The following is a 19,634-nucleotide window of genomic DNA, read 5'->3' on the forward strand; positions in this document are numbered from 1 at the left end:
AATAATTAAATATCTTGCAGCGATCAATCTCGCGCATGCAAGACCTTGTCCTTTTTACGCTCACCGCCGGCAGTGTTTTTTTGCTGGCATTTCTTTCGGTTGCGAATCCGAAGGGGGCGAACGATACGGCAAATAAATGGCTGGGCGTTTTTCTGTTTTCGTTTGGTTGCGCATTGCTGGAGCGGGCGTTGTTTTCTTTTCCACCCCATATGCCGCCGACGCCATTCACGGTGTTGACGGAACTGTCCAGATTTGCGATCGCTCCCGCGCTGTACATGAGTGTATTGAATTTTACTTCGCCAGGGCGAACGTTCAAGAAAGGCGAGTATCTCCACTTTCTGCCCTTCCTTCTTTTTGCCCTGTATTCGATCATCACTTTGTTTTCATCGCCGCGCCTCCCCCCTCTACTCCCCCCGGCGTTGGGAAAAGCGATGGGAGCGGCGATGTTCTTAAGTGTAAAAATTCAAATCGTCGCCTATTGGTTGTTGAGTCAGAGTAGACTTGTCTGGCACCAGCGCAACATTCGCATGTTTGCTTCGACGACCGCGGCGATAAATTTGCGGTGGTTGCAGTATTTTCTCTGGGCCCTGGTGTTCATCATCTTTCTTTGGTTCAACGAGTTGTTCTTCGGTATCACGATCATTAAAACCCTGGCGCCGTTCGGATACCTGGTGGCCGTTTATTTCATCGGCTATTTTTCACTTCGCCAACAAGAGATCTTCCGCTTTGAAAGACAAGAAGTAGAAGCGATTCGCGAAATACTGGAAGAAGACCCGGTCTCGACCGCGAAAACGCCGCGCCTTTCCGGCGAAGCGATGGCGACGCTGAAAGAAAAAATGCAAGCGATCATGGAACACGACAAGGCGTTCCTGGACCAGGAGTTGGATTTGCCACAGCTGGCCCGGCGTATGCACGTGTCTCCGCACGATCTCTCTTACCTGCTCAACGCAGGATTTGGCGAAAGCTTTTTCCAGTTTGTTAACCGCTATCGCGTGGCCGAGGCGAAAATACTTTTACTTTCTCCGAAACATCGCCATCTCAACGTGCTCGGCATCGCCTACGAGGCGGGGTTCAGCTCCAAAACAACCTTCAATACGACCTTCAAGAAATTTACCGGTCAATCGCCCACCCAATTCCAGCGAAACGCCCTGGGGGAAGTCCAACCGGCACCGCCGGCACGCCCTGAAGAAGGCCGGATGGACACGCGCGGCTAAAGCTTTTTTTGTTTTAAAACTCTGGAAAGGGGTTCGGATGGTTCCATCGGAACACCCCGGCGGCAGGGGAGGCCTACTTTAGGGCGTTCATCCTAAATCAAAAGTCAAAATGAAAGCCCGTTCGTTTCTTCAAAAATTTGTTGCCTGTTTTTTTGCCGGCCTTTCCGTTATGGCGGCAACGCTCAGGATCGGCCGAAGATTTATTTCTCCGTTGATCCCCCTTCCAGTCATCGCGGCCTTTGCGCTTCTCTTTTTCATATCTGCCCTCGTCCTCGCCGTGGTGTGGCATAGACGTGAGAAAGTAAAAAACGCCACCGTCCCAGACACACCTTCGCCCCTCTGGATGCAGTTGAATTTTTGGCAGGGCATACTTCGCTACGCCATTGCCCTTGATCTTTCCATGTTTGGCTGGCAAAAGATCACCCGTCTTCAATTGGTGTCACCAATGGGCATGCTCGATCTGCCCTTCAGCAGCCTGTCGGGCGAGGACCTTACGTGGAGTTACTTCGGACATTCCTATCCGATGGTGGTGACGATCGGTAGCCTCCAGATCATCGGGTCGTTCTTGTTGCTTTTTAATCGCACACGGTTATTGGCGTTGTTCACCTTGTTGCCGGTGTTGCTCAACATTGTGCTGATCGATTTCTTTTATGGGCTGGATTGGGGTGAGCAGCTTTATGCTTCTGTCATTTTCGTGGAACTGCTGTATCTCCTGCTCACGGAATATCACCGGCTGGTGGAATTCTTTTTTAAAACGCAGACCGCCATGCCTTCCCTTGTTTTCAAAAACAAATTCATCAAAAGAAGTATCCGTCTGTCCGTTGTCATGATTCCCCTCCTGCTCATCGCACGCTATGAAAACCCAGACCAGCATCCTGCGCTTACGGGCAAATATGAAGTGACAAAACTGCAATGGAATCAGGCGACGCTAAAGCCAGGCACTTGTCAGGACAGTGTATTGACCACGGTTTACCTCGACGTCGGAAACGATATGGTGCTTGAATTTAACGACCAGAAAAGACGCCTGTTCGGGAAATATGCCTATGAAGAGCATACGGGAAAGCTGGGGGCTACGTGGCATTATCCCTCAACGTTCCATACACCGTTGCAGGCCACGCTCACCACACAAAATGATAGGGAATTGATCCTCACGGGCACCCTGGGAGAGAACGCGATCACCATAGAGATGCACAAGGTTCGCGGAAGATAGGGCGTCAACAGGAACAATGAACCCAACGGACGGGTGGCGGAAAATCTGGCCTTTCCAGCCACCCATCCGTCAATTAATGACCATCCTAAGCCAGAAATGACGGACCAGAATTTGGAAAAAAACAGTTCCAATTTGGGCTTTCGACCGGGTTACCTGGTCGGCAGTTTTTACATGAAAGGTTACAAATCCCGGTTTTTGAGCAAATTTAAAGGGTTACCTCGACCCCTCACTGAGGGTATATACGTAGGTATGTAATTTGATGTCCCCCCCGTTAGATTAAGCGTTCCCTAACAACCTTTTCATTTTATGAAAAACAAGATTTCTCTCCTGTTGGCCACAGGGTTGATTGTGCTGGGATGTACCAAAGATCCGGTGCAGCCCGTCAACCCGAACCCCGATCCCTCCAACCCGAACACACCGGGAGATACCACCCGCACAAACCCGGTAGATACGACGACTACGATTCCCGTCACCGATGACAAAGGTGTCCAGAAAGCCATGCCACGCGGTACGGATGATGCCCCTTACGGGTATTACGTCTACACGCCCGAAGCATACGCCACCGACACATTGAAGTACCCCTTGCTGATTTACCTGCACGGTTCCAACGAAACCGGCGATAGCCAGGGCGCGCCCGCCGAACTGGAAAAAGTGTTGGGCTCCGGTCCGCCGAAGATGATCGACACCAAACACTGGGCGCCATCGCATGCCATGGTGGTGGTCTCGCCGCAATGTCATGAAGGATGGTGGGATCGCGAGCATGTGCGCACGTTCATCCGGTTCATCAGCACGACCTATCGCATCGACACCACACGCATTTACCTCACCGGCATGAGTATGGGAGGCAATGCCACGGTCGATCAATTGAACTCATTCGAAAACAATCAGATCGCCGCCGCCGTGCCGATCGCCGCCGGTGGTGTCATGAACGATCTGTTCACACAACGTATGGCCAATGTACCGATGTGGTTTTTCCATGGCGAACAGGATGAAACGGTACTTCCGGAATATGTCATGGCCGTGGTACCCGCCATGAATGCCCTGTCGCCGACGGTCCGCGCGAGGCTGACTTTATACCCTGGGGTGGCCCATGAATGCGGGGAAATGACCTATACCGGTACAGGCAGAGGCAAGGAGGATCCTTCTTTCAGCGCCTTCAACATGGACATCTATACGTGGATGTATCAATACACAAAACCAGTTCATTAAGAAATCGTCGTGGTCACTTTACGTGTCATCGAGGCGATGATAAGATAAATTCAAGAAACACCCTGCGGAAGACCTGTTGAATTTGTGGTCTGGTTGGGTTCGAATAACACACTGGTGCCGGTCGTTCCGGCACCTTTTTCTTTTGCGATCGGCGGCACTCAACGGCCCAGCCCTGCGTTTAACGCGAAATTCCGAACTCCATCCCAACCCAACGGCCAGGGCCGGTGTTAGCGGTATGCAATTTGATACCTTTGAAGTCGTAAACGTTTGACCTCTCAACCTCGGTAAATCATGAAAAACACAATGGTAAACGTGCTGGCGGTGGCTTTGATTTTGCTGGGATGCTCGAAAGATCCTATACAACTTTCACCTGAGCCGGAAACGTCCAACCCGGTGGATACCACAACCACCAGCAAACCGACGCCGGATACGGGCGGTATCCACAAAGCCATGCTGTTGGGTTCAGATGCGGCGCCCTATGGATACTATGTCTACACGCCATCCACGTATAAAAAAGACGGCCCGACATTTCCCCTGCTCATCTTTCTGCACGGCGCGGGCGAAACAGGAAACAGTAAAACTTCTCCGGTTGAATTGGATAAGGTGTTAGTGAACGGTCCGCCGAACATGATCAAAAACAAGACCTGGGCACCGACACATCCGATGATCGTTGTGTCGCCGCAGTGTCATGAAGGATGGTGGGACCGCGACCATGTGCGGCAGTTTATTAAATTCATCAGCACCACGTATCGCGTAGATCAAAAACGGATCTACCTCACGGGGCTGAGCATGGGAGGCTATGGCACATTTGATCAGTTGAACTCTTATGATGACAACCAGATCGCCGCCGCTGTACCCATCGCCGGCAGTGGCCTCATGAATGCTTTGTTCACACAGCGAATCTCTAAAGTGCCGATCTGGGTCTTTCACGGAGAGGCCGACAAGATCGTGCCCCCGGATTTTTCAAAGGCCATTGTGCCCGCGATCAATGCCCTGAATCCTAAGGTCCGTGCAAAACTGACCCTCTATCCGGGCGTAGAACACAACAGTTGGAAAATGACCTACACAGGTTCGGGCATGGGCAAGGAAGATCCAGCCTATGATCCTTTCGCGATGGACATTTACAATTGGATGTATCAATACACGAAGCCTTAGCGTCGATTTTATCTGAAAGGTTTAACGCTTTTGAATCGATGGTGCTAAAAAGTCCTTCGCTTATTCATTGCGCAGCGCCTCCACCGGATTGCGGAGCGCCGCGCGAATAGATTCAAAGCTCACCGTGATCAGGGCGATGGCAAGCGCGATGGATCCGCCGGAAACAAAGACCATGAAGTTTATCGCAGTCTTATAAGCAAATCCCTCCAGCCAAAGCACCATCCCATACCACGCCAACGGGATGGCAATGATGATGGCGATGCAAACCAGCTTAGCAAATTCCGACGACATGAGCCGTACGATTTGTTGTACGGAAGCACCCATCACTTTGCGCACACCAATCTCCTTCACGCGGCGTTCGGCGGTGTAGGAAGACAATCCATATAACCCGAGACAGCAAAGCACCAGGGCAATACAGGTGAAGGTAACGATGATGCTGGATGCTTTTTGATCTTCGCGATACAGTTTTCCAATGTTTTCATCGAGGAAGGAATAATCAAAGGGCGTGTCGCTAACAATTTTCTTCCAGCCCTTTTCCAGGTTTGCCATCACGTTAGGAAGCGCGCCGGGGCCAATGTCCACCACCAGGTTTTCGAAGGCCTCACCACGCTCGACTCTGGGGAGTTTCAGGAAGGCGGGCTCGATGGGTTCGTGCAAGGACATGCGATGAAAGTCCTGCATCACCCCAACGATCTCGAACCTCACCAGCGAGCCATCGGCCTGCTGAAAGAAACTTTGCTCTACTTGTTGGCCGATGGCCTGCGCGGGTGTGAACCCGAGGGCCTTTGCCGAGGCTTCATTGATGATGATCTTGTTTTGATCACTGGCCAGGTTCGTGGTGAAGGGCCGGCCGGCGACCAGCTTGATGTTCAGCACGTCGTTGAAGTCGTAGGCTACGTCGTTCATGAAATGACCGACGCCTTCTTCACGGGTTTTGCCGGGCCTGAAGAGCACGATGTCGTTCCAATACATGCCCGGGAGGTAATCGGCACCCGAAACCTTCCGTACGGCGGGCTGCTGCAGATAATTTTGTTTTAGGGCGGCGTATGCCTTGCGGGCGGACTCGGTGCGCAGCGGCACGACAAGTTTTGCTTTCGTGTCGAAGCCCAGATTCTTGTTGCGAATGAACGCCAATTGCTGCGACACCATGATCATGCCGCATACCAACACAATGGCGATCACAAATTGAAATACAACCAGGGCTTTGCGTAGTCCACCGGAGCCGCCGGTGGTGAACTTGTTTTTTAACACGGTTGCGGGTTGAAAGGCGGTGAGATAAAAGGCGGGATAACTTCCTGCCAACAAACCCGTGAGCAGCGTGATGCCCAGCAAGGTGAACAAGAACGACAGCGAAGGCATGGTGTGCAAGGTGATGGATTTATCCACCAGGGTATTGAACCAGGGTAGGGCTACTTCGATCATGACCAGGCTGATGAGCACTGCCGCGATCACCACAAGCATCGCCTCGCCGAGGATCTGGCGGATCAATACGCCGCGGAAGGCACCCATCACTTTGCGTACACCGATCTCGGTGGCACGGCGTGTAGCCCTGGCCGTTGTCAGGTTAATGAAATTAATGCAGGCAATCAGCAGAACGAACGCGGCGATGGCGGCGACGATATACACGTACACGATGCGCGGATTTTTATCGACGGACGATCGCAGGTAGATATCCTTCACCGGTTCCAGGCTAAGGGTTTTACTAAAGCCAAAGGCTTTCATGGCTTCGGCACCGTGACGTGCCAGGACATCATTCATTTTTTTCTCTACGGCGGCAATTTGGCTTCCCGTCTGAAGCTTCACATACGAAGGCACAAAGTTTTGCCCGGCCCATTCGGGAGAGGTGCGGATAAATTCTGTCCAGCCGCCACGACTGGCCAGCGAAATAATGAAATTGGCTTTGATGTGGCTATGTTCCATCTCCTTGACAACGCCGGTGATCCTGTAGTCGCCGCTGGGGCCGCCTTGCGTGATGTTGATCACTTTATCGAGTGCGCTGCTTTGGCCAAAAAGTTTAGCGGCGATTTTCTCGGTGATGACCACCGTGTTGGGGCGGGTCAATGCGTTGCCTGGCGTGCCTTCTACAAAGGTGAAAGAAAAGAAATCAAACAGCGTGGAGTCGGCCATATAACCATCAGTTTCATAGAACGTTTGGTTCTCGAAGCGGATCAGGTTCTCCGTCACGCCTGGGCTGCTCACGAAACGCAGGGCGGTCTGCACTTCGGGGATCTCGTCGGCCATGGCCATGGCGGTGGGCGGTGAACAAACGCCAAGATCTTCGCTTTGTGCATCGCGGGTGAGGTGGCTGACGATGCGGTAGAGCGATTGAACGTCTTTATGTTGTTGGTCATACCGCATTTCATCCTGGATGAAAAGCACCAGCAGCAGACAGCAGGCCACGCCGACCGAAAGACCAAAGATGGTGATGAACGAATAGGACTTGTGACGGACCAAATTCCGGAACGCGAGGAGAAGATGATTTTTTAGCATATGCACGAGATTGAACTCTGCCTTTCCAATTATGAGGCCAGGAAATTTCGCCCCGGAAAGGCCAGAATCAAAGTGTTATGTTTTCGATGTGATCAATAGCGGACGACCGTTGTTCGGAAAAAAGCATTCGGCAACAGGATTCAGCCAAAAAGAATTCAGCAAAACGCCAATAAATACCCGGTCCGCTCCACGAGCTTGCCCTTTGCTTAATTTAATTTAACAGCGATATTGTACCGCGTTAAAAAAACGCGTTCCAACATCAACCAAAAACCCGATCAAAACAATGCAAGGCGACGCATACATTTTAGGCATGGTAGGCCTCGGCACCATGGGCCGCAACCTGCTGCTGAACATGGCCGACCACGGTTTCAAAGTAGCAGGCTATGATAAAGATGCCACCAAAGTAGAGCTTCTGGGCAAAGAAGCCGTCAAAGGCGATGTGAAAGGATTCACTTCCCTGACCGACTTCATCCAAAACCTGCAGCGTCCCCGCGCGGTCATGCTGCTGGTGCCGGCGGGCAAAATCGTGGACAGCGCCATTGCCGACATCGCGCCATTGCTGGACAAGGGCGATCTCATCATCGACGGTGGCAATTCCCATTTTTCGGATACCAACCGCCGGGCAGACGAACTCAAGGCGAAAGGACTTCATTTTTTCGGTATGGGTGTTTCTGGCGGCGAAGAAGGTGCACGCAAAGGACCCAGCATGATGCCGGGCGGCGACCCGCAAGCCTATAAAGTAGTGCAACCGATTTTTGAGGCCATTGCCGCCAAGGTGAAGGGCGAACCCTGTGTGACCTATATCGGTCCCGGATCGGCCGGACATTTTGTGAAGATGGTACACAACGGCATTGAATATGCGCTGATGCAATTGATTGCCGAAACCTATGAAGTGATGCAAAAGGGAATAGGCTTATCCGGTGAAGAGATTCACGCGACGTTCAAGAAATGGAACGCCGGCCGCCTCCAGTCCTTTCTCATCGAGATCACCCGCGATATTTTTGCTTTCCGCGAGCCTGGGGTGGACCATCTGCTGCTCGAAGACATCAAAGACGAAGCGCGTTCCAAAGGCACGGGCAAGTGGACCTCGCAGGTAGCGATGGACCTGCAACTCCCTATCCCCACCATCGACACCGCCGTGGCGATGCGCGACCTTTCCAAATACAAGACCATGCGCGTAGCGGCTTCGCGCATCTACAAAGACCCGAAACGCAACGAGGCACACATTCAAAAGAGCCTGACGGCGCTGGAGGAAGCCTTGTATTTCAGCACGGTGATCGCCTATGCGCAAGGCATGCATTTGCTGTCACAAGCGTCGAAGGAATTCGGCTACACGCTACAGATGGAGAAGATCGCATTGATCTGGCGTGGAGGTTGTATCATCCGCTCTACTTTCCTGGAAGACATCTACCAGGCCTATAAAAAGAACACCGCCCTGGAACATCTGCTGCTGGACGCCGGCATCGCCAAAAAAGTGAACGAGGCCACGGCCGGTATGCGCAGCGTTGTTTCTTCCGCCGCCGCCGCGGGCATAGCCGCCCCGGCCTATGCAGCGTCGCTCAGCTATTTCGATACTTTCCGCAGCGCCCGCATGCCGTCCAACCTGATCCAGGCGCAACGCGACTACTTTGGGGCCCACACCTACGAGCGCAACGGCAAGGACGGTGTGTTTCACACCCAATGGTTCAAGAAGTAACACAATCCCCGTATTAAAGACCCAACCCATACTATTCGCATGAGTGCAACTTCCGATTCATCCAAAACGCATCCCACCATCTTTTTTATTTTCGGCGGCACGGGCGACCTCACGTCGCGCAAGCTGGTGCCGGCCCTGTTCAATCTCTTCCTCGACGGCTGGATGCCCAAGCACCTCGCCATCGTGGCCATGGGGCGCACCGCATTCACCGACGAGCAATTCCGGGAAGAACTCCTGAAGGATATCAACCAATTCTCGCGCCGCGGCAAAGCCGACCAGGCGAAGTGGGATGTTTTTTCGAAGAGCGTATACTTCCAGGTTTCCGACATCAACAACACCGCCACCTACGAAGAACAGGCAGCGCGCATAGCCAAATTTACACAGGACGCTGGCGAAGCCCCCAATGTGATCTACTACCTGGCCGTGGCCCCGCGTTTCTTTGGCACGATCACGGAAAATCTTAACCGTCACAAACTGGCCGCCGACGCGGAGCGAACGCGCATCGTGATCGAGAAGCCGTTCGGTCACGACTTGGCATCGGCAAAAGAATTGAACCGGCAATTGTGCAGCATTTTTTCCGAGCGGCAGATCTATCGCATCGATCATTACCTTGGAAAGGAAACCGTACAAAATATTCTGGCCTTCCGTTTTGCTAACTCCATCTTCGAACCGCTGTGGAACCGGAACAACATCGACCACGTGCAGATCTCCGTCACCGAACAACTCGGGGTGGGAAGCCGCGGTGGATATTATGACGAAGCCGGCGCCATGCGCGACATGATCCAGAACCATATCCTCCAACTGCTGTGCCTGGTGGCCATGGAACCCCCCGTCAGCTTTCAAGCTGACGAGGTGCGAAACCGTAAAGTGGATGTCTTGAACTCCGTCCGGAAGTTTTCACCCGAAGACATTCAACGCAACACGGTGCGCGGACAGTATAGCAAAGGATGGATCGAAGGCAAGGAAGTGCCCGGCTATCGCGAAGAGCAGGGGGTGAACCCGCAATCCAACACCGAGACCTTTGCGGCGATCAAATTTTTTGTAGACAACTGGCGCTGGCATGGCGTGCCCTTCTATTTGCGGACGGGAAAACGAATGCATCAGTCATCGTCGGTGATCACCATTCAGTTCAAGGACGTGCCCCACATGATCTTTCCGTCGGAAGCGGTGGAGGGATGGCAGCAGAACCGTCTCATCATTAGCATCCAACCCGAAATGAGTGTGCGGATGCAAGTGCAGGCCAAGCGCCCGGGACTGGAGATGGCGTTGAACCCGGTCGATATGATCTTTGATTACAACGGTACGTATACCGGCGACACCCCGGAAGCCTACGAAACACTGTTGCTCGACACGATGTTGGGCGACCAGACCTTGTTCATGCGCGGCGACCAGGTGGAAGCAGCGTGGGATTTGCTGATGCCGATATTGAATGCCTGGTCGGGTAAAAAGAGTCTTAGCTTCCCGAACTATTCCGCCGACTCCTGGGGACCCGAAACAGCCGAAGCCCTCATCGCGCGGGATGGATTCCATTGGTTCACCCTGCCGTTGAAAAATAATGGTCATCATGGATAAGCATACGTTGCGCATCCAGAAGACCCCGGACCTGGTCATCCAGGCCCTGGCCGAGTTTGTCGTGGAAGAAGCGCGTCGCGCCATTCGTGAACACGGCAGATTCTCACTGGTGTTGTCGGGAGGAAGCTCGCCAAAAAAACTTTTCGCTTTGCTGGCATCTGCGACATACCGTGACCGGTTGGAATGGGATAGATTGTTTTTCTTTTTTGGCGACGAACGCTACGTTCCCGCCGACCATGCCGACAGTAACTATCGCATGGCGCGTGAAACCCTTTTCGATCCGATGAAGACCACCCCAGGCCAGGTATTCCGGATGAACACTGACCTTTCGCCCGAGGAGGCCGCGCTGGCCTATGAACGCGACTTGCGCGCCTACTTCGGCGATCGCCCCATGCGTTTCGACCTGGTGCTGCTGGGGCTCGGGGATGATGCACACACCGCTTCCTTGTTTCCGCACACCAAGGTGTTGCACGAAAAAGAAGCTCTGGTGAAGGAGGTGTATGTCGAGAAAGTAAAAATGTTTCGACTCACCCTGACGGCGCGCGCCATCAATTGCGCCACCAGCGTGGCCTTCCTGGTGTTTGGCGACAGCAAGGCCAACGCGTTGTATCATGTCATGAAAGGAGAACGGAATGTGGATGAATATCCTGCGCAAAGCATCCATCCCGAGCAAGGCCGGCTGTTTTGGTTTTTGGATGAGGCCGCCGCGGCCAGAATAAACGCCTGACATCGGCGGGTCTTTTGTAAATATGTTCCAGATGAAAATGAACGTCATAACGTTAACAACTATCCTTTTTCTTTTGACTTTGACGGCGCCTGCCACGGCACAGCCGCCGCGACTTCGGGGCGAGATGGCGCGCATAACCGGCTCCCTTTCGGCCAACGTGGGCGTGGCGGTACTCAACCTGGATACCGGCGACACCCTGACCTGGCGTGGTCACAATCGCTTTCCGATGCAGAGCGTTTTTAAATTTCCGCTGGCCATCATGGTTTTGCACGAGATTGATCGAGGGGCGTTGACACTCGACCAGAAGATCCATCTGCGAAAGGAAGACATGATGCTCAACACCTGGAGCCCCATGGCCACGAAATACCCCGAGGGCAATGTGGACCTCGCCCTTTCGGAGATCCTTCGCTACACCGTTTCGCAAAGCGATAATAGTGGATGTGATGTATTGTTTCGCCTGATGGGAGGACCCCGGAAGGTGAATGACTTTCTTCACGGCCTCGGGATCACCCAGATTGCGATAGCGGCCACGGAAACAGAAATGCACGCGTCATGGCCGGTGCAATTCACCAACTGGTGTGAGCCGGCGGCGATGACGGCGCTGTTGAAACAATTTGACCGGGGAAAGATCTTATCACCCTCGAGTCGTGAATTTCTTTGGAAGCTGATGGTGGAAACCTCCACAGGGCCTAAACGTATAAAGGGTTTGTTACCCGAAGGAACGGTGGTGGCCCATAAGACAGGCACGGGCGATTTCAACGCGGAGGGCGTGTTGGGTGCCTTCAACGATGTGGGCATCGTGGTACTTCCGGATGGATCGCACGTAGCCATTGTCGTTTATATTTCGGGGACGAAAGAAAAAGATGCGGCCAAACTGGATTTGGTTATCGCCCAAATTTCGCGCGCCGTATACGATCAGTACACCAATCGATAAGCCAGATCACAAAATCATGAACACACAACAAGCCTACAACCAGTGGGCCGCTCAATACGACACCAACCTAAACCGGACACGCGACCTGGAAGGGAAGGCCCTGCGCGAGATATTGTCGCCGATTTCGATAGACCAGTGCCTGGAGATAGGGTGTGGCACCGGAAAGAATACGGAGTGGCTGATCAAAAAAGCAAAGTTCATCACTGCGGTCGACCTTTCTGAAAACATGCTGGCAAAAGCAAAGGAAAAGATAACTTCCGACAACGTTCGCTTTTTGCAAGCCGACATCACCAAGCCCTGGAGCTTTGGAACGGGAGCGTATGACCTGGTGACCTTCAGTCTCGTGTTGGAGCATATTCACGATCTTGAACTTGTCTTTAAAGAAACAGCGGCCGTTTTGAAGCCCGGTGGATATGTGTATATCGGCGAGTTGCATCCCTTCAAACAATATTCCGGAAGCAAAGCACGCTTTGAAACCGAACAGGGTTTGCAAGTGGTGGAATGCTTCAACCACCACATTTCCGACTTCACGCAAGGCGCCAGGCGCGCCGGCCTCGCTACGGTGGAGATGAACGAGTATTTTGATGACAACAACCGGAATGAGGTGCCGAGGATCCTGACGCTTTTGTTAAGAAAGAACTGAGCCTGGCCGGAACCAGCCCCGGCATTTCCTTGAACCCGACCCTGCTAAACTGACCGCAGGCGCACACCCCTGATCGCAATTGTGGACACGCTGTGAAGATCCCAGCCCTTGAATTGGGTTGGGCGGCCGTTTTTTCCGCGTGGCATGCGGATTGTCATACGTCTGCTGTTCATCACCCTAACGATCCGTTTACGCTTATGAAACTCCCCCTATCCCTGATCACAGCCGGTCTGTTTGCCGTCTCCGTTTGCACGGCGCAAGACCCTGAATATTCGTTCAAAGAAACGTACAAGGTGTCCACCCCGGCCCAACTCTCTATCTCTTCTTCCGATGGCAACATCGAAGTGTTGCCGTCACAAGGGAATTCCATTGAAGTGTATTTCCAGGTGAAGAAGGGCAACAAGGTGCTCAACATCTCCAAAGCGGAGTTGGGCAAGGAATTGAAACTGACGATCGAGACCACGGCCAACAGTGTCGCCATCGACGTGGAGTATCCCCCCAGCACCTGGACCTTTGGGTTCAACGACCGCATGCGGGTGAACTTCAGAGTATTGGTGCCCACACAAACCGCTTGTGACCTCCGTTCGTCAGACGGGAACATTGCGTTGTCGGGCGTTACCGCAAACCAAAAATGCAAAACCAGTGACGGCGACATTCGTGTGAGCTCCATTAAAGGCGATGTGTTCGGAAGAACTTCCGACGGCAACATCCACGTGAGCCAGGTAAACGGCACGATCGATATGAAGACCAGCGATGGCAACATCCGCCTGGAAAACATCTCCGGCAACGCCACGGTGGGTACCAGCGACGGCAACATCGCGATCACCAAAGCCAAGGGCGAAATCTCCACCAGCACATCGGATGGCGACATTTCTTTCCGCGAGATCGCCGGCTCCTTTAGCGGCTCAACGTCCGACGGAAATGTGAAAGGGGATATGATCGAACTCCAAAAGAGCCTCACCGTGCGCACCAGCGACGGCAACATCGACATCAGCATCCCGGATCATCTCGGTCTTGACCTCGATGTGAAAGGCGAGTCATTGCATGTACCGTTGACAAATTTCTCCGGAACATCCGATGAAAAAGTGATTCGGGGAAAATCTAACGGAGGTGGTATTGCCGTCAATCTGTCGTCAAACGGTGGAGTGTCGTTGACCTATCGATAAAAAATATTGACGAGGCGTACATGCTGTCGTTGATAGGCTACGCTAAGTTTTACTTGCTACTCATCATACCTACAGCCTGTTGGTGTTTCATCAACAGGTTTTTTTATTCGTTAATCGTTGGTTCATTGATTCTTCTGGAGAGCCGCCCACCGCCCTTGTTGGTGTTCTTCACCAACAAGCTTTCCGTTCACTACGCATCATACGCATTGTCATTGATCTCATGAATGACAGTGTCCAATTTTATCACCGCGCGCTTTAAACAATCGATGATCTCTTTTGCGTGCGCGCCGTCAAAGCCGTCGTGCTCGATGAGTTGAACCAGCCCGAGGATGGTTGCCACCGGGCCGCGCAGCTCGTGGCTGTTTTTGAAGGAGATGAGATCCAGTTTGTTCACCTGTCTGTCGATTCGCTCCTTTAGCGCAACCACTTCTTCCACATTCGTGGCAATGGAGAGTATGGTCTTGGGTTTTTTGAATTCGTCCAGGGCCAGAACGGCCAACCGGATCTGGACGTGCTCGTAGACTCCGTTTTTCTTTAGCACACGGATCGTAAATTCCTGGAACGGCGCTTCGGGTTGTTCGAACACCGATTGATAAGCTTTCAGTTGAATCGGACGATCGTCGGGGTGCACGATCTTTTCAAACAGGTTATGACTCAGGGTAAAGAATTCTTCCTCGGTATAGCCCAGTTGCTCCGTGGCCCATTCGCAGTTGCAGATGAGCTCGCGATTTTTAATATCGACGACCCTGATACTGACTGGCGATACTTTGCAGATAGTCTGAAGCAACAGTTCGTCTTTCATACGGAAATAGATTATGGGGGTGGGATAACTTAAATTTAACCTATATTTTAAGACTTTGAACCAGCGCGCAGGCGATTATTTAATGTGTTTTGAAAAGTTATGAGAGACCTGTTTTCTCCCCTTCGTGCCCTGAAAAAGACCTGGCGATGCTGGGTCCTCTTCGGATCATGGGCCCTGCTGTTGAACAACCCGGCGATCGGCCAGGTCAGACTGCCGCGGCTGATCGGCGAAAACATGGTGCTGCAACGTGACACCGAACTCACCTTGTGGGGATGGGCTGCCGCGAATGAGGCCGTGACGGTAGTGTTTTCCGGCAAAAAATATCCAACCAAAGCCAGCACTGATGGGAAATGGGTGGTAAAGCTGCCTCCCCAAAAAGCAGGCGGCCCTTTCATGATGGACATTCTGGCTTCCAACCAGATCACACTGAAAAACATACTGGTCGGTGATGTCTGGCTCTGTTCGGGCCAATCCAACATGGTCCTGCCCATGGAACGGGTGAAAGAGCGGTATGCAAAACAAATCGCCGAGGCGGGTAACCCGTTTATCCGGCAATTCCTCGTCCCCATCACCTTCGACTTCGCCCATCCGAAAGATGATCTCACCACCGGCTCCTGGCAGGCCGCCACGCCGGCGAACGTGTTGACTTTCTCGGCAACCGCGTATTTTTTTGCCCGCAGCCTCTATGAAAAATACCATGTGCCCATCGGGTTGATCAATGCCAGTGTAGGCGGGTCTCCCGCTGAGGCTTGGTTGAGCGGCGACGCATTGAAAGCTTTTCCCGAATACGTGCAACGCGCACAAAAATTTCAAAACACCATCTACACCGACAGCATCCGGCACACGGAAGGCGCCATGGTAAAGGCATGGTACAACGCCCTTCGGAAAAAAGATGAAGGCATGAAACAGGTGCCGTGGTTTGAAACGAGCGTCGATGCCGCGGCTTGGCCGACCATGCAAATTCCCGGCTACTGGACCGACCAAGGATTAAAAAGTATACACGGTGTTGTCTGGTTTCGGAAGGACATTGACGTGCCGGCTTCCTTCATGGGGAAGCCGGCAAAACTTCTGCTGGGAAGAATCGTGGACAGCGACTCGGTGTATGTGAACGGAATGTTCATCGGCGCGACGGGCTATCAATATCCCCCTAGAAGATACACGGTTCCTGATTCGATCCTGAAGGCGGGGAAGAATACGATCGTTGTCCGTGTCATCAACACATCCGAGCGTGGGGGATTTATCGCGGACAAGCCCTACACGCTTTCGGCTGGAGGAGAAGTGCTGGATTTGAAAGGAACGTGGCAGTACAAAGTCGGCGCGATGTCGGACACCCTTCCCCCGGTAACATTTTTTCAATACACGCCCGGGGGATTGTTCAATGGCATGATCGCACCCGTGACCAACTTTGCCATCAAAGGCGCCATCTGGTACCAGGGTGAATCCAATACGATGCAAGCGGCAAAATATCACGCCGTGTTCAGCGCGGTGATCACCGATTGGCGCAAGCAATGGGGGCAAGGTGACTTTCCATTTTTGTTTGTGCAGTTGGCAAATTATCTCCCCGTGAAGACATCTGAAAAAGGATGGCCCGAACTTCGCGAAGCCCAACGAAAAACGCTGAGCCTTCCCAACACCGGCATGGCCGTTACCATCGACATCGGCGAATGGAATGATCTGCACCCGTTAAACAAGGAAGACGTTGGAAAACGACTGGCGCTGGCGGCGCAACACTTCGCCTATCACGACAAAAAAGTAGTGCACACCGGGCCAACATTTTTGTCGATGCGGGATGAGGGCAATAAGCTCATACTCACCTTTGCCAATATTGGAAGCGGACTTTCGTCAAAAGGTGAGGCGCTAAAGCATTTCACGATAGCCGGAGTGGACAAGAATTTTGTAGAGGCGCAAGCCGTCATCCGCGGCCGCGAGGTGGTGGTATGGAGCGATGGAGTATCCCATCCGGTTGCTGTGCGCTATGGATGGGAAGACAACCCACAAGGAGGAAATTTGTACAACAACGAAGGCCTTCCCGCATCTCCTTTTCGAACCGACGACGAGCCCTAAAAGCAAAAGCCCCGCTCCAACAAATCTGGAGCGGGGCTTTATGCGGAGTTTGGGTAGCGAGGTGCAGATCAATGATCCAAAACAACCTTCACCAGGATGTCTTCTTTCTTTTTCTTATACGCTTCGAACACCAGCGTGAATGGAGCTGTGAACATGATGCGGTCCGGGTCGAACTGATAGACTTCCATACCCTGAATATCGCGTGTATCCACCAGCGATTTTTTCACCACTTCGCCCGTTTTGTCATTCACGATATAGGTGGAAAGGAAACCGCCCTGACCCGCCACGTGTGCTGCGGGAACCTCCGTGAGGGGAAGGTTAAGATTTTTCTCGTTGTCGAGACAAAAGAAGTAATGGTTCACATTGCCTCGTACATAGCGGTAGGATAAGCCATAGAAACCCTGGCCGCCGACCTGGCGTTTGGGTAATTTCTTCATCCAGGCCAATTTTCCGGAGGGGTCGATCTTCGTGACCAAAATGTCGTTGCTATGGTAAGTCGTGTAGGTAGAGCGCGATGTTCCAACACCACTGGTGTGAACGATGAGGTACTGTTGTTCACCCACCAAAAGGATGCTGCCGTCTTTTCCGTTGATGATGTCGCGCAGCTTCAGGTTTTCGAATTCGGCTTTGTCGTCTTTCTCGCTGCGATTGTGCTGACGCTTTTCTTTTCCGGTTGCATATTGATTGAGCACATCCGTGGGAATTTCATAAGCGTTCAGGTTGGCCAGTTTACCGTCGGTTCCAATCGAAAACATAATCACACCATCAGCATTGGCGGTCCGTTTGCCTTTGTTGTAATACCCGGCACCTACCATGTTGCCTTTGGCATTTTCGTATAGCCAGATCGTTTTTATGAATTTGTCGGCAACGTCTACGGTCGTCTTGGTAACCGCTCCGGAGGAGACCACTTTGAGTATTTCCAGGTGATAGTTCGGTTCTTCTTCGTCGCGCTTTTTCAGGTCGGTGGTGTTGTCATCGAAGATACGCGTAGCAATGTAGACGTTGGCTTTGGAGTCGACCGTATAGTCGAGGTTGTCCATTTTCTTTTCTGTGTAAGGCATCTCTACACGCTTGCCCCATTTCTGATTCATGTTTTGGTCAAACACGTGCAGTCCAATCCGGTCGAAGCTTTTGGCGTCGTTTCTCACCTGCGGGGCTACGCGATATTGTATCACCATGGAAGAAGAGTCGTATGAGAAGTAGAAATTGAACTTGTCCGTCGTGGCAAAATGGTAGAAACCAGTCATCACGGGCATGCCGGTAACTTTCTCGTCGCTCGTAATTAATTTTGTGCTGCCGCCGATGAAAGCGCCCTTGGCAAAATCGATCTCGCGGTAGAAAAGCTGTTCCAGCTTATCTTCATAGAGCGAAAAGAAAAGGAAATAGCGGTTTTTGAATTGCGTAATTTTTTCGAGCATGGCGCCCTTTGGAAAATCGTCATACATTTTGATCGTCTTGAACGTGAGATCGACCGAGTTCAATTTTTGAAGAATGACATTCTTCTTTTTGTCAATTTTTACGGTTAGGATTTCACCGCCCCGGGTGAAATACAATTTGGTATCGGCATCAATAACTTCGTATGGTTTTCCAACGGTCACTTTCGATTGTGCGAGACCTCCCAACGAATGAAGAATGATGAAAACGGCAATAAGACTTAAGTGCTTGATCATTTGGTATATAGGTTTAACAAAGCGCTAGATACGGCTTGGAACAACTTGTTTATCTTTAATCATCATACTTTTATTACATAAGCAACGGGGTAAAGAACAAGGTGGATTTGTCCTTGGCTGATCCTATGACGTAATGTAATCACCTGTAAAACAGGGATATATGGAGGCCTAATATCCCATGGTCTATGCGGAAATCACGTCAGCCCTATCCTAAATTTGAATTTTCAGGATTTCTATACTTAACAGAACGGGTAGGCTAAAGCTTTGCCAGGCTTAAATAGTGTTCGCGTCTCTTTTTATCGAGGCGCTCGGTCGCATACCGGAGGGTGGTGCGGGGCATGGTGGAGGCGTATTTGTCCAGGAATTGAAAGAGCCGTGCCGGTGCTTTTCCGCCGGCGGCGCGTAGCCATCCACCGGTGGCCTTCTGGACGAGGTCTTCTTTGTCCCGAAGCAGCATCTCGGCGATCTTGAACGTGTCGTCGACGTCGCCCTGGCGAATAAAAAAGAACGTGCTCACAATGGCGGTGCGTCGTTCCCACATATTCTTTGAACGGGCAAGTTTGTAGAGCACCTCGCGAGGCTTGTCGTGCAAATATCCACCCACGACATAAGGAGCGGAGCGATCAACCAAATCCCAATTGTTGATACAGTCGTGGCGATCGATATAAAGATCATACAATGCCTTGCGCCGGCTTGCCGATATTTTTTTCGAACGGGCTTGAAAATCCATAATGCTCACGGCGCCGGCCCGTGCTTCATGGATGGGATTCTCCAACAACTTTTCAATCTCCGTGGGCTCCATGTCCATAAACGTTTTGGCGAGCGCGAACAATTGCCCCATGCGAACGCCTATAAATTTATCGCCCTCCCCATATTGGCCTTCACCCGATTTGAAATAGCGTTGTATTTTTCTCAATTCATCATCCGACTGGAGTGTCATGAGTTGTTTTAAAAAATCTCTGGCCAGCAGGGAAGAAGGCGAAGCACCGGGCTTCGCTTTCTTTTGAGCAACGGTCTTCATGACGGTTTTGCTGGTTTTCTTTACGGGGGTTCTTTTTGCCATAGTTTAGGTTGAGGCACGG

The 19,634-nt window shown here is 52.0% G+C and carries 15 protein-coding genes; 11 read left to right on the top strand and 4 right to left on the bottom strand.

The window, feature by feature from the left end; translation table 11 throughout:
* The first annotated feature begins 14 nt into the window (after nt 1-14).
* From BUB30_RS21020 to BUB30_RS21035, 4 genes are all read left to right on the top strand, one after another.
* Nucleotides 15-1,214, top strand: a complete 1,200-nt coding sequence (locus tag BUB30_RS21020) for a helix-turn-helix domain-containing protein (protein ID WP_143165020.1) — start codon at nt 15-17, stop codon at nt 1,212-1,214.
* Between the two features lie 109 nt (nt 1,215-1,323).
* Nucleotides 1,324-2,424, top strand: a complete 1,101-nt coding sequence (locus BUB30_RS21025) for an ABC transporter ATP-binding protein (protein WP_073137907.1) — start codon at nt 1,324-1,326, stop codon at nt 2,422-2,424.
* Between the two features lie 306 nt (nt 2,425-2,730).
* Nucleotides 2,731-3,633 carry a carboxylesterase family protein gene (locus BUB30_RS21030; protein ID WP_073137909.1) on the top strand — a complete coding sequence of 301 codons (903 nt, stop codon included), beginning with the start codon at nt 2,731-2,733 and terminating at the stop codon, nt 3,631-3,633.
* A 291-nt stretch (nt 3,634-3,924) separates the two neighbouring features.
* Entirely contained in the window at nt 3,925-4,788 is an 864-nt protein-coding gene (locus BUB30_RS21035; protein ID WP_073137912.1) for a carboxylesterase family protein, read from the top strand.
* Between the two features lie 60 nt (nt 4,789-4,848).
* Here BUB30_RS21035 and BUB30_RS21040 read toward each other — a convergent pair whose 3' ends face one another.
* Nucleotides 4,849-7,278, bottom strand: a complete 2,430-nt coding sequence (locus tag BUB30_RS21040) for an ABC transporter permease (RefSeq protein ID WP_073137914.1) — start codon at nt 7,276-7,278, stop codon at nt 4,849-4,851.
* A gap of 283 nt (nt 7,279-7,561) precedes the next feature.
* Between BUB30_RS21040 and gndA the strand changes: the two genes are divergently transcribed.
* The 6 genes from gndA (at nt 7,562) to BUB30_RS21070 (ending at nt 14,016) form a co-directional block, all read left to right on the top strand.
* Nucleotides 7,562-8,974, top strand: coding sequence for an NADP-dependent phosphogluconate dehydrogenase (gene gndA, locus BUB30_RS21045; RefSeq protein ID WP_073137916.1), 1,413 nt, complete (start codon nt 7,562-7,564; stop codon nt 8,972-8,974).
* Nucleotides 8,975-9,013: 39 nt separating this feature from the next.
* A complete protein-coding gene (gene zwf / locus BUB30_RS21050) occupies nt 9,014-10,546 on the top strand; it encodes a glucose-6-phosphate dehydrogenase (protein WP_073137918.1) in 1,533 nt (510 codons plus the stop codon).
* Nucleotides 10,539-11,273, top strand: coding sequence for a 6-phosphogluconolactonase (pgl, locus tag BUB30_RS21055; RefSeq protein ID WP_073139540.1), 735 nt, complete (start codon nt 10,539-10,541; stop codon nt 11,271-11,273). The genes zwf and pgl overlap by 8 nt, the downstream gene beginning before the upstream one ends.
* A gap of 37 nt (nt 11,274-11,310) precedes the next feature.
* The gene (bla, locus tag BUB30_RS21060) at nt 11,311-12,207 is read left to right on the top strand and encodes a class A beta-lactamase, subclass A2 (RefSeq protein ID WP_221408767.1); all 897 of its coding nucleotides are present in this window, start codon (nt 11,311-11,313) and stop codon (nt 12,205-12,207) included.
* A gap of 16 nt (nt 12,208-12,223) precedes the next feature.
* Nucleotides 12,224-12,850 carry a class I SAM-dependent methyltransferase gene (locus tag BUB30_RS21065; RefSeq protein ID WP_073137920.1) on the top strand — a complete coding sequence of 209 codons (627 nt, stop codon included), beginning with the start codon at nt 12,224-12,226 and terminating at the stop codon, nt 12,848-12,850.
* Nucleotides 12,851-13,047: 197 nt separating this feature from the next.
* Entirely contained in the window at nt 13,048-14,016 is a 969-nt protein-coding gene (locus BUB30_RS21070; protein ID WP_073137921.1) for a DUF4097 family beta strand repeat-containing protein, read from the top strand.
* A 190-nt stretch (nt 14,017-14,206) separates the two neighbouring features.
* Here the strand turns inward: BUB30_RS21070 and BUB30_RS21075 are convergent, their stop codons facing one another.
* A complete protein-coding gene (locus tag BUB30_RS21075) occupies nt 14,207-14,818 on the bottom strand; it encodes a PAS domain-containing protein (protein WP_073137923.1) in 612 nt (203 codons plus the stop codon).
* 99 nt (nt 14,819-14,917) lie between these two features.
* Here BUB30_RS21075 and BUB30_RS21080 point away from each other — a divergent pair, with 99 nt between their 5' ends.
* A complete protein-coding gene (locus BUB30_RS21080) occupies nt 14,918-16,882 on the top strand; it encodes a sialate O-acetylesterase (RefSeq protein ID WP_084138287.1) in 1,965 nt (654 codons plus the stop codon).
* A 68-nt stretch (nt 16,883-16,950) separates the two neighbouring features.
* Here the strand turns inward: BUB30_RS21080 and BUB30_RS21085 are convergent, their stop codons facing one another.
* Together BUB30_RS21085 and BUB30_RS21090 are read right to left on the bottom strand one after the other, a co-directional pair.
* Nucleotides 16,951-18,552, bottom strand: coding sequence for a hypothetical protein (locus tag BUB30_RS21085; protein ID WP_073137924.1), 1,602 nt, complete (start codon nt 18,550-18,552; stop codon nt 16,951-16,953).
* Between the two features lie 256 nt (nt 18,553-18,808).
* Nucleotides 18,809-19,615, bottom strand: coding sequence for a DNA alkylation repair protein (locus BUB30_RS21090; protein ID WP_221408768.1), 807 nt, complete (start codon nt 19,613-19,615; stop codon nt 18,809-18,811).
* Between the last annotated feature and the right edge of the window lie 19 nt (nt 19,616-19,634).

The sequence above is a fragment of the Chryseolinea serpens genome (genome assembly GCF_900129725.1).
GTDB lineage: Bacteria > Bacteroidota > Bacteroidia > Cytophagales > Cyclobacteriaceae > Chryseolinea > Chryseolinea serpens.